This window comes from Mycolicibacterium neworleansense, from assembly GCF_001245615.1.
GTDB classification, from domain to species: domain Bacteria; phylum Actinomycetota; class Actinomycetes; order Mycobacteriales; family Mycobacteriaceae; genus Mycobacterium; species Mycobacterium neworleansense.
In genome coordinates, this window is the sequence record NZ_CWKH01000001.1 from 1326407 (window position 1) to 1344904 (window position 18498).

2 protein-coding genes (1 of these 2 running past the window's edge) are annotated in these 18498 nt (G+C 66.6%); both read right to left on the reverse strand.

Annotated elements, in window-relative coordinates:
* Positions 1-8157 (reverse strand): non-ribosomal peptide synthetase, encoded by an 8157-nt coding sequence (locus BN2156_RS06385; RefSeq protein ID WP_131725136.1) that lies wholly within the window; start codon positions 8155-8157, stop codon positions 1-3.
* A protein-coding gene (locus tag BN2156_RS06390; protein ID WP_235625343.1) for a non-ribosomal peptide synthase/polyketide synthase crosses the window boundary here: on the reverse strand, positions 8154-18498 show its final stretch. It continues 11516 nt past the right edge of the window; 10345 of the gene's 21861 nt are visible here — the last part of the coding sequence; its start codon lies beyond the right edge, outside the window — the gene reads right to left on this strand; it ends in the stop codon at positions 8154-8156. Before BN2156_RS06390 ends, BN2156_RS06385 begins: the two co-directional genes overlap by 4 nt.

Consider the following 18498-nt stretch of genomic DNA (forward strand, 5'->3'; position numbering starts at 1 on the left):
TCACCGAACCGGTGCGTTTGCCAACTGCTGAGCCAAGCTGCGCACGGATGGCGCCTCGAACAGCGTGAGCATCGTGAGTTCGACGTCGAGGGCTCCGTTGATCGCGGCGATGGCGCGCATCGCAGAAATCGAATCGCCACCTGAATCGAAAAACGACTCCTCCACACCCACCCGGTCGACGCCCAGCACCTCGGCGTAGATGCTGGCCACGATCTGCTCGACCAAGGTGGCCGGGGGGCGATAGGAACCGTCGGCGTCACCGCCTTCGGGTGCGGGCACCGCGCCGCAGTCCGGCCGAGCCGATTCCGCCTTGCGCCCCCACTCGTCGAGCCGCCCGGTACTCGTCAGGAGATCCAGCGATGACACGCGGCGACCGGGGTGGGCGGTCATCCCCACCAATACCTTCTTGAACCGCTCCATCAGCGCATCTATCGTCTCGCGGTCGAATACATCGGTGTCGTATTGGACCCGCAGTTCCAACTCGCGACCAGGCCCGGCTTGTACCGCGATCGGGTAGTGGTAGAAGTCGCGGCTGCTGAAACCGGTGACCGCCAAACCCTCGTCACCTGGTGGCGTTCCGGTATCGGTCGGATAGTTCTCGTAGACGAAGACGGTGTCGAAGAGGCTGTCCTGGCCCGTCATGCGGTGAATGTCGCTGAGCGCCACGTGCTGATGATCGAGGGTGTCGTTGTGGGCACTCTGTAACTGATCCAGCAGATCGGCCGTGGTGGTGTCGGGGGTGAAGGTGGCCCGCACCGGCACAGTGTTGATCAGCAGACCGACCATCGAATCCGCGCCGTCCACCTCCGGTGGTCGACCAGAGACCACAGTTCCGAAGGCGACGTCGTGGTGACCGGTCAGCGAGCTGAGCAGCAGCGCCCACGCCCCCTGAAGCACGACGTTCACCGTGGTGTGATGCGAGCGAGCCAGCTTGGTGAGGGCGCGCGTGGTCTTGGCAGGCACCCGGTACACGTCGACACGTCGCTGCCCGAACCGCAGCTTCTGCGGTGGCCCGACGAGAATCGGGGTATCGAATCCGGCCAGCACCTCACGCCAAGCGGCATGGGCGGCATGGTGATCGCGTTCGGACAACCACGTCACATAGCTGCGGTACGGCGAGGCCGCGGGCAGCCGCAGCCCCTGGTAGCCGGCGAAGATCTCCTGCATCAGGATCGGCATCGACCAGCCGTCGAGCACGATGTGATGGTTGGTCACCACGAACCGGTGCCGGTCTTCCGCGATGCGGATGAGCGCGGTGCGGAAGGCGGGTTGATTCTCGAGGTCGCACACCGCGGCGCGTTCGGCGGCACAGATTTCCTCGATCTGTCCGTCGACGCCGATGCCGTCGCCGTTCAACTCGATATACCGCCAGGGCGCCACCGGGTCGGCGGGAATGACCTGCACCGGTTGCTCGAACTGCGAGCAGAAGCGGGCCGCCAGATGGGGATGGCGGCTCACCACCGTCTGCACGGCATCGCGCAGCCGGTGCACGTCGAGCGGACCACTCAATGCCAGGATCAGCTGGACCGCGTAGACGTCATCGCCGGAACAGTTCGCGACACTGGCGTGATATAGGAGCCCCTGCTGCAACGGCGTCAACAGAAGCACGTCGGCGATGGGGAATTCGCTGTGCAGTGCATCGATCTGCTGCTGGCCCAGCCGCGCCGGCGCGATGTCCGACGGGGTGAGCCCGCCGCCGCCCCGCCTCACGTGGGCGCAGATCCCTGCCAGGGCGTCGAACCACAACCGGCTGATCCGAGCGACAGCCGTCCGATCCAGGACGGTGGGCGCCCAAGTCCAGGTGGCGTTGAGGTGCGGGCCGCTGTCGGTGTCGATGGTGACCGCATTGAGCTCCACGGAATGGGCCAGCGCAACGGGCATCGCTCCGGCGGCGCCGGTCATCGACACGCCGTCCTCACTGAAACGCCACACGTCGCCGGACGCATACGCCGCCGGTGAGCCGAGTCGCCCGAGATAGTTGAACCCGATCACCGGATCGGACCCGGGCAGATCCACGGCAGGATTGAGGTAACGCAACAGACCGTAGGTCAGGCCGTCGGGCAGAGCACGGAGCTGCTCCTTGGCGTCCTTGATCACCGCGCCGAGCGCCGCATCGCCTGCCACCACCTGCGTCCAGCGCAAACCACCGACCCCCAGCGACACCGGGTACTTGGCGGTGAACCACCCGACCGTGCGGGAGAGGTCGACCTCTGGATCGTCGGGCCCGACCAGATTTTCCAGGTCCTCCTGGCGCCCATGGCTTTCCACATCGATGGCGATCGGCGCACCGCCGGTTCCGAGATATTGCGCCCAGGCCAAGGCGAACGCGATCAACAGGATCTCTTGCACCCCGGTATGAAAGGCCGCCGGAACGTCACCCAGCAGCATGTGGGTGGTCTCGGCATCCAGAAACTCCGACAGGTGTCCGGCGGTTGCGAACGTGTTTTCCGGGAGTCGCGGTGCCGGCAGAGCGGGTGGGATCGATGCCACCTGGCGCCACGTCTCCGCGTGGCAGACCACGTCGCGGTGGTGCGCATACTCCCCCAGCAGGTCCGCCCATCGCTTGAACGACGTTCCCGACGGCGGCAGCAGCACCAGCTGTCCGCCGCGGTGCTGAGTCCAAGCGATGTTGAGGTCCTCCAACACAATTCGCCACGACACGCCGTCGACCGCCATGTGGTGGGCGATCAACACCAGCTGGCTCGTGGAGTCCACCCACAACGCGCTCAGCATCACGCCGGCGGCAGGACTCAACCGTGACCGCGCCGCAACCAGCGCGTCCTCCGTCAACTGGTCGACGGTGTGCAGGTACTCGCGCGCATCCACCGCGTCCGGTTCGGGCACCGTCAACGCCCATCCACCGGTGCCGTCGTCCTCGGCACGCAGTCGGAGCATGCCATGCCGATCGAGCAAGGCCTGCAACAGGATTGCCACGTCGGCCGCGGAGGTACCGGCGGGCGCCTGCAACACCACCGTCTGATTGAACTCGTCGATCGGGGCGTCGGCACGTTCCAGCCCCTTCAGCCACCGCATGATCGGGGTCGCCACCACCGGCCCTAGACCTTCGTCGATCACGTCGCCGGTGCCGCCGGCCATCCTCACCACCCGCGCCAGCCGAGCGACGGTCTGCTGAACGAAGATGTCGCGTGGGCGCCCGGTCAGGCCGGCCGCATGGGCGCGCCAGATCACCTGAATGGCCGAAATGCTATCGCCGCCAAGGTCGAAGAACGAGTCGTCGACGCCGACCTGCTCCAGCCCCAGCACTTGGGCGAAGATGCCGGCCAGGAGCTCTTCGACGCCGGTGGCCGGGGCCCGGTAACGATCGACGTCCTGGTATTCCGGCGCAGGCAACGCACGAACGTCGAGTTTGCCGTTGACCGTCAGGGGCAGGGCCTCGATCTCCACCACTGCGGTCGGGACCATGTAGGACGGCAGTTTCTCCGCCAGCGCCGCACGCAACTCGGCAGGATCGGCGGTCCCGGTGACGTAACCGACCAGGCGTTTGTCCCCGGGACGGTCCTCCCGGGCGATCACCACCGCCTGTTCGACGCCGTCCAGAGCCGCCAGCGCGGACTGGATCTCGCCCAACTCGATCCGATAGCCGCGGATCTTGACCTGCTCGTCAGCACGACCCAGATACTGCAGTTCCCCGTCCGTGCGCCAGCACACGAGATCCCCGGTGCGATACATCCGCGCCCCCGGCGACCCGAACGGGCAGGCGATGAACCGCGTCGAAGTCAAGGGCGCCCGGCCTACATAGCCGGATCCCAAACCCGCACCGGCGACGTACAACTCGCCCACGACCCCGACCGGCACCGGACGCAACCAGCGATCGAGCACGACAAAGGCCAGATGCTTCAACGGCACACCGATCGGGCTGACGGCGACCTCCGCATCCGTTTCGGTGATCTCGCGGAACGAGGCGTGCACGGTGGTCTCGGTGATCCCGTACATGTTGATCAACCGCGGCAACACCGGATGGTCCTGAAACCACTCAGCCAGCCGGGTCGGGTCCAGTGCTTCACCGCCGAATACGACCAACTCCAGCTCGAGTTCAGAACCTGCGCCCGGCGCGAGTTCGTCCGCGGCTTGCAGCGCATAGAACGCCGACGGCGTCTGGCTCAACACGCTGACCTGCTCCGCGACCAGCAAGGCGTGGAGCTCTTCGGGCGAGCGCGCGACCGAATCGGACACCACCACCAGCCGTCCACCGTGCAACAGTGCGCCGAATATCTCCCACACCGAGAAGTCGAAAGCCAGCGAATGACTGTGCGCCCACACCTGGTCCGCCGACAATTCCAGATCGGCGTTCAGGGCCTGCAGCAATCGGGTCACGTTGTGGTGTGGGATCGCCACACCTTTCGGCACACCCGTGGTGCCCGAGGTGTAGATCAGATACGCGATATCGTCCGGTTCCGGCCCCGGCAGACCAGTATCGGGTTGGCCGGCCACCGCGGCATCGTCGAGGGCGATCACTGTCAATTCGTGCCCGGTCAGCCGATCGGCCAGATCCGCGGTGGTGACCGCGGCCACCGGCGCGGAGTCGGTGAGGATGAACTCCAATCGAGAATCGGGTACCGCGGGATCAATGGGCACATAGGCCGCACCGGCTTTGAGTACCGCGAAGATTGCGACGATCGCCTCGACCGACCGCGAGAACAGCAACGCCACCCGTTGTCCCGGACCCACGCCCTGCTCGACGAGCAGGTGCGCCAACCGATTCGCGGCCCGGTCGAGTTCTCCGTATGTGATATGGCTGCCGTCGGAACTGACTGCCACCGCACCGGGATCACGGGTCACCCGAGCGTCGAACACAGCCGATATCGACGCGTACCCTGCCGCCGGATGCATCAGAGTCGCCAGATTGCCCACCGCGTCCAGACGGGCCTGCTCGTCGGGAGCGAGCACATCGATCGCGGAGAGTCGCTGGGTCGGATCGGCAGCCATCGCCGCCAGGACCCGACGTAGCCGATTGATCAGGGCTTCGATGCTGGTGGCATCGAACACATCGGTACGGAACTCGACGGTGCCGGAAATACCTGCGGCCTCGCCGGTTTCCGTCCAGCGTTCGGCCAGCGACAACGACAGGTCCATCCGCGCGGTACGGGTGTCCAGCGGCAACTGGGTGACCTCTACATCCCCCAGCGACACTCCGCCGCCGGACTCACCTGTCTGTCCGGGGACGTTCTGCCAAGCCAACATCACCTGCACCAGCGGGTGATGAGTCAGCGAGCGGGTCGGATTGAGCCGCTCGACGAGCACCTCGAACGGCACGTCCTGATGCTCGAAGGCAGCGAGACTGCGTGCTCGAACCTGAGCCAGCACCTCTGCGACACTCGGATCGCCCGCCAGGTCAACGCGAAGCACCAATGTGTTGACGAAGAACCCGATCAGTTCGTCGAGGGCAGGGTCGCGCCGCCCGGCGATTGGGAAACCCACCGCCACATCGGAACTCGAGCTGAGTTTGGAAAGCAGCGTCAGCAGTGCCGCCTGAACCACCATGAATTTGGTCGCGTTGTGCTCGCGAGCCAGGCGCGCCACCTGCTGCTGCAGATCAGCAGGCCACTCAACATCGACGCGGTCGCCGTTCTGGTCGGCCACCAGGGGAAAGGGACGGTCGGTCGGCAATGCCAGGCGTTCAGGCATCCCGGCCAGGTTGTGCGCCCAGAATCTCAGTTGCTGGGAGATGCGGCTGTCGGTGTCCTCCAGATCGCCGAGTTGGGCACGCTGCCACAGCGTGTAATCCGCATATTGCACCGCCAATGGCTGCCAGTCCGGCGCCTGCCCTTCACACCGACTCGCGTAGGCCACCCCGAGATCGGCTACCAACGGAGTGATCGACCAACCGTCGGCAGCGATGTGATGCACCACCGCCACCAGCACATGCTCGTGGTCGGAAACCCGGAAAACCTTTGCTCGCAAGGGTATCTCGGCAGCGAGGTCGAAGCTGTGCCGCGCGGCGTCATCGACGGCCGCAGCCAACCTGCCGGCCGGCCATCCGACGGCGTCAACCACATCCCAGCCGAATTCGCTCTGTTCGGCGGGAACGATCAGCTGCTGGGGCGTCCCGTCGACCGTCGGAAACAACGTGCGCAAGCTCTCGTGACGATCCAAGAGATCCCCGAACGCCTCACCCAGCGCCTCGACGTCGAGGGGTCCGTCAAGGCGCAAACCCGCAGCCAGGTTGTACACCGGTGAGGGCCCGTTCAGTTGGTCGATGAACCACAACCGGCTTTGCGCAAACGACAGCGGCATCGCCGCCGGCCGCGGGCCGGCCAGCAACGGTTGACGCCGACCTTCACCATCACCGATGCGCAGCACCAACTGCGCCACGGTCGGAGCGTCGAACACGACACGCTCTTCAAGCCCAGTGTCCAGCGTACGGTTGATCGCCGCGACCAGGCGCATGGCCTGCAACGAATCCCCTCCGAGATCGAAGAAGGATTTGTCGGTGCTGACGCGGTCCAGGCCGAGGATCTGGGCGTAGATGCCGGCCAGGATCTCCTCGGTGGGTGTACTCGGGGCCCGGTAGCCATCGAGGTGCTGGTATTCCGGTGCCGGCAAAGCCTTCTTGTCGAGCTTGCCGTTGACCGTCAACGGCAACGCCGCCAACGCCACCACCGCAGCGGGCACCATATACGGCGGCAGCCTCTGCCCCAACGCCGCCCGCAACTCAGCAGGATCAGCACTGCCGGTGACATAGCCGACCAGACGCTTGATGCCCGGATGGTCCTCGCGGGCGATCACCACCGCCTGCTCGACACCGTCCAACCCCATCAACGCAGACTGAATCTCACCCAACTCGATCCGATAGCCGCGGATCTTGACCTGCTCATCGGCTCGGCCGAAATAACGCAACTGCCCCTCGGCGCCCCACGACACCAGATCGCCGGTGCGATACATCCGCATCCCCGCCGACCCCAACCGGCACGCAACAAACCGTGACGCGCTCAACCCAGGCCGACCCACATAGCCGTATCCCAAACCCGCACCAGCGACATACAACTCGCCCACCACACCCGCAGGCACCGCACGCAACCAGCCATCCAGCACAAAAAACGCCAGATCCGCCAACGGCACACCGATCGGGCTGACCGCGTTCCCGACATCGGCAGCGGTGATCTCCCGCACCGAGGCATGCACCGTCGTCTCGGTGATCCCGTACATATTGACCAACCGCGGCAGCCCCGCGTGCCGGTCCAACCATGGTGCAAGCCGCTGCGGCTCCAAGGCCTCGCCGCCGAACACGACGAGCTCGAGTGAGAGCTGGTGGTCAGCCCGGGCGCCGTCGACCGCGGCCAACGCATAGAACGCTGCCGGTGTCTGACTGAGCACACTCACCCGCTCGGCGACCAGCAACGCGTGGAACTCTTCGGCCGAGCGCGTCACCGATTCGGGCACCACCACCACCCGGCCGCCGTGCAGCAGTGCGCCGAAAATCTCCCACACCGAAAAGTCGAAAGCCAACGAATGACACTGCGTCCACACCTGACCCGCCGACAACTCCACATCACGATCGATCACATCCAGCAACCGCGCCACATTCCGATGCGCAACCGCCACACCCTTAGGCACACCCGTCGTCCCCGACGTGTAGATCAAATACGCAACATCATCGCCAGTTGGTTCGACGGGCGGTGGGCTGCCCGGCCGGCCGGCCGCAGCGGAGTCGTTGATATCGATCACCGTCAACCCGCGTCCGTCCAACCGACTCACCAGATCAGCGGTGGTGACCACAGCGATCGGAGCCGAGTCGGTGAGGACGAAATCCAAGCGCGCATCCGGCACCGAAGGATCAATCGGCACATACGCCGCACCGGTCTTCAGTACCGCCATGATCGCCACAACCGCCTCGACCGACCGCGCGAACAACAACGCCACCCGCAGCCCGGGACCTGCTCCCCACTCGACCAGCAGATGCGCCAACCGATTCGAAGCCGTGTCGAGTTCCCGATAGGTCAACGAACTGTCACCGAGGCTGACCGCCACCGCGTCCGGATGACGAGCCACCTGCTCAAGGAACAAGGCCGGGATCGACACCGACACCGGGACCGCCCCATTCAAGGCAGCCCGGTTACCCCACTCATCCAGCTCCTCGACGTCATCGTCATCGTCGAGATCCATCGACGACAATCGCCGGTTGGCGTCCGCAGTCACGATGGCTGAACCTCCCCGGTCATGGCCTCAAGTACCCGCTGGAAACGTCCGACCACCTTGTGCACCCGTTTCGCGGTGAACACGTCGGTATCGAATTCGACTCGCAGAACCAGTTCGGTGCCGGGCATGGCCTGCAGGGTCAGTGGGTAGTGGTTGTATTCGCGGCCGTTGACTTCGGTGATGGCCAACCCGTCGGGCATCGCCGCCGCGACCGACTCGACCGGATAGTTCTGGTAGACGAACAGGGTGTCGAACAGCTGATCGTGGCCGACAGCACGGTGGATCTCACTGAGCGCCAGATGCTGATGCTCGAGAGTGTCGCCGTGATGGCGTTGCAGTTCCTCGAGCAGCCCGGCGATGGTCGTGTCCGGCGTGATGGTCGCCCGAACCGGCACGGTGTTGATCAGCAGGCCCACCATCGAATCCGCGCCTGCCACCTCTGCCGACCGGCCCGAGACCGCGACGCCGAAGGCGACGTCATGCTGGCCGGTGAGCCACATGAGCACCTGCGCCCAGGCTGCCTGGAGCACGGTGTTGGCGGTGGTGTGCTGCGAGCGCGCGAGTTCGTTGACCGCCCTGGTGGTTTCGGCGGACAGCCGGAAGGATTCGGTGGCGCGTCGCCCTGGTGTCACCCGATTCGGTGCGACCAGAGTCGGTGTGGCGAAGCCGGCCAGAACCTCACGCCACGCGGTGTGAGCGGCATCGACGTCTCGATCGACCAGCCAGGTCACGAACCTGCGGTAGGACGCAGCGCCAGGAAGCCGCTGCCCGTAGTAGCCGGCGAAGATCTCCTGCAACAGGATGGGCAACGACCAGCCGTCGAGCACGATGTGGTGATAGGTCATGACGAACCGGTGCTCGTTGTGCGCGGACCGGATGAGCGCCGCACGGAACGCCGGTTGGTGGATCAGGTCGCAGACCAACGTGCGTTCGTCGGTACATAGCCGCTCTATCTGCATCTCGACATCGGAACCGGCCGTGCCCGTTTCCATTTCGAGGTACTGCCACGGCACGCTCGGGTCGGCCGGAATGATCTGGACGGGTTCGTCGAACCGCTTGTCGAACCGCGCGGCCAGGTTGGGGTGGCGCCTGACCACGGCCCGCACCGCCTCGCTCAGCCGATGTGGATCCAGGGGGCCGGTTATGGTGACGTCGAGTTGCATGGCGTAGACATCGTCATCGTTGGCGCGAGTTGCATTGGCCTGGAACAGGAGTCCCTGCTGGAGCGGCGTCAGTGGCAACACGTCGGCGATTCGGTGGTGCTCACTGAGTTCGTCGAGCTCTGGCTGAGTGAGGCGGGCGGGCAGGATGTCGGACGGAGTCAGACCGCCGCCGCCCCTGCGGATGTGCGCGCAGATACCGGTGAGCGCCTCGAACCACAGTTGGCTCAGCCGGCTGACCTGGGTCTCGTCGAAGGCTGAGGGTGCCCATGTCCACGTGGCGTGAATGCTTGGGCCGCTGTCGGTTTCAGCGGTGCTCGCATTCAGTTCCACGGTGTGCCCGAGCGGCATCGGGATGGCCGCAGCGACCGCGGCGATCTCCGCACCATCGCGGCTGACCTGCCACAGACCGGCAAGCTCGTCCGACTGTGCCGCGCCGGTCGCACCCAGCCTGCCGAGGTAGTTGAAACCGATGGTCGGTTCAGCCCCCGACAGGTCGGCGTCGGGGTTGAGGTAGCGAAGAAGCCCGTAGGTCATTCCGTCGGGCACACCGCGCAGCTGTTCCTTGGCGTCCTTGATCACACGGCCGAGTGCCGGAGCGCCGGCCTGCACGTCAGACCATTGCAGCCCGGCGATAGGCCCTCGGACATTCAGCGCCACCGGGTATTTGGTGGTGAACCAACCCACGGTTCGCGAGAGGTCGACGTTCCGGCCGTAAGGTCCACCCAATTCCTCGGTGCGGCCGTGGCCCTCGACATCGATGGCGACCGGCAAGGTGACTCCCAGGTACTCAGTCAATGCCAGCCCGTAGGCGATCAGCAGAATGTCTTGTACCCCAGCGTGGAACGCTGACGGAGCCTCACCGAGCAGCACGCGGGTCGTCTCGACGTCCAACGATGCGGTGAGGTGCCCGGCGGTCGCGTACGTGTCGCGTTCGGGCCTGACCTCGGGCAATGCGGAGGGGATCGCCAAGGCGCGCCGCCAGCTGTCGGCCTGGTCCACCACTGCCTTCGAGCGCGCATGTTCACCGAGCAGTTCGGTCCACTGCCCGAACGAAGTCCCGGTGATCGGCAATTCCACCGTCTGGCCCTGGCAGTGCTGCGCCCAGGCGATGTTGAGGTCTTCCAGCAGAATCCGCCAGGACACCGCATCGATCGCGAGGTGATGAATGGTCAACACCAATTGGCGGGTGGACACCACCCACAGGGCGCTGACCATCGCACCCCTACCCGGGTTCAACCGCGACCGGGCCCGCACCAACGCTTCTTCGGTCAGCACATCGACCGACTCCAGATGTGCTCGCACCGAGCCCGTCTCTGGGACTGCCAGCGACCAGCCTGCGGTCCCGTAATCGTCGGCGCGCAACCGCAGCATGGCATGCCGGTCCAGCAGCGCGGTCAAAAGCGTCTCGACGTCGGACACGGTCGCTCCCGGCGGTGCCTGGACGACCACCGTCTGGTTGAACTGGTCGACCGGGCCGCCGGCGCGATCGACCTCTTCCAGCCATCGCATGATCGGGGTCGCCCCAACCGGGCCTACGCCGTCGTCGACCGGACCGGCGTCATCACCGTCGACGCCTGCCACGAGAGCCAGTCGCGCCACCGTCTGTTCGACGAAAATGTCACGCGGCCTGCACACCACCCCGCACGCCCTGGCCCGAGCCACCACCTGCATCGACAGAATGCTGTCGCCGCCCAGGTCGAAGAACGAGTCGTCGACGCCGACCCGATCCAGCCCTAGCACCTGGGCATAGATGCCGGCCAGGACCTCCTCGACCGCGGTTTCCGGTGCACGGTAGTGCTCGGCGTCCTGGTATTCCGGTGCCGGCAAGGCCCGGGTGTCGAGTTTGCCGTTGACCGTCAACGGCAATGCGTCCAGGACCACGACCGCAGCCGGGACCATGTACTGCGGCAATCGATCGGCAAGGACGCTCCTGACGCCCGCCGGATCCACGGAACCGGTCCCGTCCGCAGTGACATAGCCGACCAGACGCTTGATGCCCGGATGGTCCTCGCGGGCGATCACCACCGCCTGTTCGACTCCGTCCAGCGCGCCCAACGCGGCCTGGACCTCGCCGAGTTCGATGCGATAACCACGAATCTTGACCTGGTCATCGGCACGACCCAGGTACTGAAGTTGCCCGTCAGCACGCCAGCTGACCAGGTCTCCGGTGCGATACATCCGCGTTGCGGGCTGGCCCGGCTCACCGAACGGGCACGCCACGAAACGCGCTGCGGTCAGTCCCGCGCGGCCCAGGTAACCGCACGCCACACCCTCACCGGCCACGTACAGTTCACCGACCACCCCGGCGGGCACCGGGCGCAACCACTCGTCGAGCACGAACAATGCCGACGTCGGGACGGGCGCCCCGATGGGCGCGGCCCCCGACCCAGCCGTCAGGGGTGCGCTCATCGACGCGTAAACCGTGATCTCCGTGGGGCCATAGGCATTGATCACCACTCGTCCTGGTGCCCAACGATCGACCACCTCTCCCGGACAGGCTTCACCGCCGAGCAGCAATGCGACCGACTCCAGGCCCTGCGGGGACAGCGCGCCGGCTGCCGACGGGGTCTGGGTGAGCACATTGACCCGTTCGCCGACCAGGAGAGCGTGGAAGTCTTCGGGTGAACTCACGACGGGCTCGGGCACGACGACCAGGCGTGCACCACCCAGCAGGGCAGCCCAGATCTCCCATACCGAGAAGTCGAACGCGTACGAATGACACTGCGTCCAAACCTGCTTCGCCGGCAGGTGCTCCGGCGTGGACCGCGCCAGGTGAGCGAGGTTGCGGTGGGTGACGGCCACGCCCTTGGGCAGTCCGGTCGTTCCCGAGGTGTAGATGAGATAGGCGATATCCCCGGGCGCCGGCGCCAGGTCCGCGGGCGCGCTGCCGGGTTGGTGAACAATCCCCGGGTCATCGACGTCGATCACCCGCAAGCCATGGCCGTCCAGCCGACCGGCCAGACCGGTGGTCGTGATCGCGGCGACCGGTGTGGCATCGGCGAGCATGAACTCGATTCGGGCCGCGGGCAGGGCAGGGTCGATCGCGAGATAGGCGGCTCCCGCTTTCAACACCGCCAACATCGCGACGATCGCGTCGGCCGAGCGCTCCAGCAGCAGGGCCACGCAGCAACCGGGCCCCGCACCTTGCTCGATGAGCAAGTGTGCCAACCGGTTTGCGGCCTCATCAAGCCCGCGATACGTCAGGTGCCTGCCGTCGAAGGTCACCGCGACGGCCTCCGGGTCCCGCGCCACCCAGGCTGCGAACAACCCCGGCACCGAAATCTGATCCGGGGATGGCAGCGCGGCATCCAGAGCGGCCCGGTTACCGAGCGCGTCGAGTTGTGCGTGTTCGACGGCATCGAGCAGATCGATCGAGGACAGGCGCCGGTCCGCGTCGGCGGTCATCGCCGACAACACCAGTTCGAAACGCTTGATCATCGTTTCGATGGTCGCGGGGTCGAACACGTCGGTGCGGAACTCCACGGTCCCAACGATTCCCGCCGGTGCACCGGCCGTGGTCCGCTGTTCCGCCAGAGAGAAGCTCAGGTCCATGCGTGCGGTGTGGGTCTCGGCCGGCATCTGGCTTACCTCCAGATCACCGAGCGCCAGGGCGTCGCCGGACTGGCCGGGGACGTTCTGCCAGCCCAGCGCCACCTGAATCAGGGGGTGGTGGGTCAGCGAACGGGCCGGATTGAGCCGCTCGACGAGTACCTCGAACGGGACGTCCTGATGGTCGTAGGCGGCCAAGCTACGGGACCGCACCTGCGCCAAGAGCTCGGCCACCGTCGGGTCGCCGGCCAGGTCGGCACGCAACACCAACGTGTTGACGAAGAACCCGATCAAATCGTCGAGGGCGGGATCACGGCGCCCGGCGATGGGGAAACCCACTGCCACATCGGAACTCCCGCTGAGTTTGGACAGCAGGGTCAGCAGCGCTGCCTGGATCACCATGAAGCTGGTCGCGTTGTGCTCGCGGGCGACCCGGGCGATCTGCTGCTGCAGTTCGGCCGGCCAGTCCAGCGAAACGACGGCGCCGCGCTGATCAGCGGCCGGCGGATAGGGCCGGTCCGTGGGCAATGCCACCCGTTCCGGCATGCCGGCCAACGCGTCCTGCCAATAGCTCAGCTGGGTGGCGATACGGCTCCGGCTGTCGTCGAAGTCACCGAACTGCGCGCGCTGCCACAGCGTGTAATCGACGTACTGAACGGCCAGATCGGCCCAGGCGGGGGCCTGCCCGGCGCTTCGGCCCGCGTAGGCCACTCCGAGGTCGGCCACCAGCGGGGTGAGAGACCAGGCGTCGGCGGCGATGTGGTGCACCACCGCCGCCAGCACGTGCTCGTCACCGGCGAGGCGGAAAAGCTCTGCCCGCAACGGTATTTCGTTGGACAGGTCAAACGTGTGACGAGCCGCCTCGCCGATCGCCTCGTGCAGCTGCTCCCCCGACCAATCGGTGGCATCGACGACGTCCCAGCCGAACTGCGCGTGCTCGATCGGCACCACCGACTGCCGCGGGATTCCATCGACTACGGGGAAGACGGTACGCAAGCTTTCGTGCCGGGCCACCACGTCGGCCAACGCGACGCCCAAGGCGTCGACATTCAACGCCCCACTGATCCGCAGTGCGGTGGCCATGTTGTAAACCGGTGAGGGGCCCTGCAATTGGTCCAGAAACCACAGCCGGGACTGCGCGAACGACAGCGGGATCACGGTGGGCCGCTGACCGGCCACGAGCGGATCCAGATGAGCCGCTGCGCCGCCGATCCGCGGGGCCAGTTGCGCCACCGTGGGCGCCTCGAACAGGACCCGGACCGAAAGACCTGTGTCGAGGGCCGCGTCGATGGCAGCGACCAGGCGCATCGCCGACAGCGAATCTCCACCCAGATCGAAGAACGAATCGTCGACCCCGACCCGCTCGACGCCCAGCATGGCGGCGTAGATACCGGTCAGGATCTCTTCGGTGACTGTTCCCGGCGCGCGGTAGCGGTCGATGTCCTGGTATTCGGGCGCGGGCAGGGCGCGGGTGTTCAGTTTGCCGTTGGAGGTCAACGGCAGCGTGGGCAACGAAACCACCGCGGCCGGAACCATGTAGGCCGGTAGCTGCTCGGCCAGCTGGGCGCGCAGCTTCGCCGGGTCCGCGGTCCCGGTTACGTAACCCACCAGTCGCTGGTCCCCCGGACGGTCGGTACGGGCGATCACCGCCGCCTGCTCGACGCCGTCCAGTCCGGCCAAGACCGACTGGATCTCGCCCAGCTCGATGCGATACCCGCGGATCTTGACCTGTTCATCGGCTCGGCCGACATAGCGCAACTGCCCATCGGGGTCCCAGCGCACCAGATCGCCGGTGCGATACATCCGCTGTCCCGGAGACCCGAACGGGCAAGCCACAAAACGCGAACCGGTCAGATCCGCCCGTCCCAGATAGCCGACACCGACGCCGCGGCCGGCCACATACAACTCGCCGACCACACCGGGCGGAACCTGGCGCAGCGCCCCGTCCAACACGAACAGCGCGGCGCCGGGCACAGGAGCGCCGATCGGTGGAGCCCCGGTCCCTACGCCCAAAGGTGCAGTCCGGGAGGCACATATCGTGGTCTCGGTCGGGCCATAGGCATTGACCATCACCCGGCCCGGCGCCCAGCGGTCCACCAACTCGGCCGGACAGGCCTCACCGGCCACCAACAACGACACCGCACCCAGCCCCTCGGGTGAGAGCATCGACACCGCCGACGGGGTCTGGCTCAAGACATCGACCTGTTCGGCAACGAGCAAGGTCTGCAGATCCTCCGGCGAGCGGGCCACCGACTCGGGCACAACCACCAGGCGCCCCCCGTGCAACAGTGCACCCCAGATCTCCTCGACCGAGGCATCGAAGGCGTAGGAATGCCACTGCGTCCACACCTGTCCCGCCAGGAAGGTGTCGCGCGACCCCAACAGTGCGGTCACGTTGCGGTGGGTGATCGCCACGCCTTTGGGAACACCGGTGGTGCCCGAGGTGTAGATGATGTAGGCGACATCGTCCTGGTGCGGCGCCGGCAATGCGGTGCCGGCAGCGCCATCGAGAGCCGGATCGCCGAGATCACCGACCTGGATGACCCGCAGATCGCACCCGGCCAGCCGATCGGCCAGGCCGGCGGTGACGATGGCGACCGCCGGCCCGGCATCGGCGAGCATGAATTCGATTCGCGCATCGGGCAACACGGGGTCGATCGGCAGATACGCGGCGCCGGCCTTGAGCACCCCCAGCATGGCCACGATCGCCTCCGCCGAGCGGTCCGACAGCAACGCCACGCAGGCACCCGGACCGACGCCGTGCGCGGTCAGCTCGTAGGCCAGCCGAGTTGCGGCCTCATCTAGTTCCAGATAGGTCATGCGGCTGCCCTCGAAGCTGACCGCCACCGCCTCGGGCACCCGGGCAACCTGTTCGGCGAACAGTGCCGGAACGGACATGCGGGACGACGCAGGCTCGGTGGTCTGCAGTACGGCCCGGTTGCCCCACCCGTCCAGGCGGGCGTGCTCGGCGTCGTCGAGCAGATCGAGAGACGAGAGTCGCTGGGCCGTATCGGCCGTCATCGCCGCCAGAACCCGCCGCCACCGGCCGATCAGAGCCTCGATGCTGGCGGCGTCGAACACGTCGGTGCGGAATTCCACCGCCCCGCCGATGCCCGCAGGCTCTCCCTCGGGGGTCCAGCGCTCCCCGAGGGAGAAGGTCAGATCCATGCGGGCGGTCTGGGTGTCGACCGGCAACGGGGTGACCCGAAGGTCCCCCAGGCTCAGCCCGCCGGCCGGGCCGGTGTCCTGCCAGGGCAGGTTCTGCCACGCCAGCGCCACCTGGACCAGCGGGTGATGACTCAGACTGCGAGTCGGGTTGAGCCGCTCCACCAGCACCTCGAACGGCACGTCCTGATGCTCGAAAGCGGCCAGGCTCCGGGCTCGCACCTGGGCCAGCAACTCCGCCACGGTGGGATCACCGGCCAGATCCACGCGGAGCACCAAGTTGTTGACGAAGAAGCCCACGAGCTCTTCGAGGACGGGGTCGCTGCGTCCGGCGATCGGGAATCCAACGGCGACATCGGAACTCGCACTCAACTTGGACAGCAGCACTGCAAGCGAGGCCTGCATCACCATGAAGTTCGTCGCACCGTTCTCACCGGCCACCGCACATACCTGCTGCTGCAGCTCGACCGGCCAGTCGACCGGCACCGTTGAGCCGCGCTGATCGGCAACCGGCGGGTAGGGACGGTCGGTGGGCAGCTCGATTCGTTCGGGCAGGCCCGCCAGGGCGTCTTCCCAGTAAGCCAACTGCGCGGCGATGGGACTGCCGGCGTCGTCGAAATCGCCCAACTGCTCGCGCTGCCACAACGTGTAGTCGACGTACTGCACCGCCAGCGGCTGCCAGTCGGGCGACTGTCCTGCGCACCGGCGCGCGTAGGCCACACTCAGATCACGCACCAGCGGGGCGAGGGACCAACCGTCGGCGGCGATATGGTGCACGACTGCCACCAGCACGTGATCGTCGTCAGAGACTCGGAACAGCTTTGCCCGCAAGGGGATTTCGGCCGCAAGGTCGAAGCTGTACCGGACTGTTTCCTCGATGGCGTCGGTCAGAGCGCTCTCGGGCCAGCCCGCGGCATCGACGACGGCCCAACCGAAGTCGGCCCGGTCGATGGGCGTGACCACCTGGCGAGGCGTTCCGTCGGGTGCATCGAACCGTGTGCGCAGGCTCTCGTGACGTGACACCACATCGGCCAGCGCCGCCCTGAGGGCTTCGGGATCGAGCCGTCCATGAAGACGCAGACCGACCGGCATGTTGTAGACAGGTGACGGCCCCTGCAACTGGTCGACGAACCACAATCGGTTCTGGGCGAACGACAGTGGGATCACCGCGGGGCGCTCAACGACCACCATCGGCGCCAGTCGGCGCTGGTGTTCACCGATACACAACGCCAGCTGCGCAACCGTGGGCGCTTCGAACACCGTCCGTACCGAAAGCTCGGTATCCAAGCTGGCATTGATCGCGGAAACCAGGCGCATCGTCGAGACGGAATCCCCGCCCAGATCGAAGAACGAGTCGTCGGCGCCGACCCGATCGACACCCAGCACCCGTGCGTAGATCCCGGCCAGGATCTCCTCGTCGGGACTGGCCGGCGCGCGGTAATGGTCGGCATCCCGATAGTCGGGCGCCGGGAGTGCCCGGGTGTCGAGCTTGCCGTTCACCGTCACCGGCAGTGCGGCGAGGGCCACCACCGAGGCCGGAACCATGTAGCCGGGCAGCCGTTCGGCCAGCGCGGCACGCGCTTTCACCGGATCGGCCGTCCCGGTGATGTAACCCACCAGGCGCTTGTCGCCCGGGTGATCCTCGCGGGCGATCACCGCCGCTTGGTCCACGCCCTCCAGCGCGGTCAGCGCAGACTGGATCTCTCCGAGTTCGATGCGGTAGCCGCGGACCTTGACCTGCTCATCGGCACGGCCGAAGTAATCCAGCTGCCCGTCGGCGCGCCACCGCACCAGATCGCCCGTGCGATACATCCGAGTACCGGGCTCCCCGAACGGACACGCCATGAAGCGCGACGCGGTCAGCCCCGACCGGCGCCAATACCCGATGCCGACCCCGGCGCCGGCCAGATACAACTCACCGACCACACCGGCCGGAACCGGACGCAGCCACTCGTCGAGCACGAAGAACGCCGCCCACGCGGTCGGCGCACCGATCGGCGGAGCTCCCGTCCCGGCAGCCAACGGAGCACTGGCACACAACCACATCGTGGTCTCGGTGGGTCCGTAGACGTTGACCATCACTCGTCCCGGCGCCCAGCGGTCCACCAGATCCGGCGGGCAGGGCTCAGCACCGATCACCAGCGCCGTGGCATCCAGGCCCGGCACGGGCAGCACCCCCACCGCTGACGGGGTCTGGGTCAACACCGTGACCTGTTCGCGCAGCAGGAGGGCGTGGAAGTCTTCCGGCGACCGGGTCACCGAGTCGGGCACCACCACGAGGCGCCCGCCGTGCAGCAACGCACCCCAGATCTCCCACACCGAGAAGTCGAACGCGTACGAGTGGAACTGCGTCCACACCTGTCCTGGCGTCAGCGGTATCCCGATCTCGAGCGAATCGAACAGTTGCGCCACGTTGCGCTGGGTGACCGCCACCCCCTTGGGCTGTCCGGTGGTCCCCGAGGTG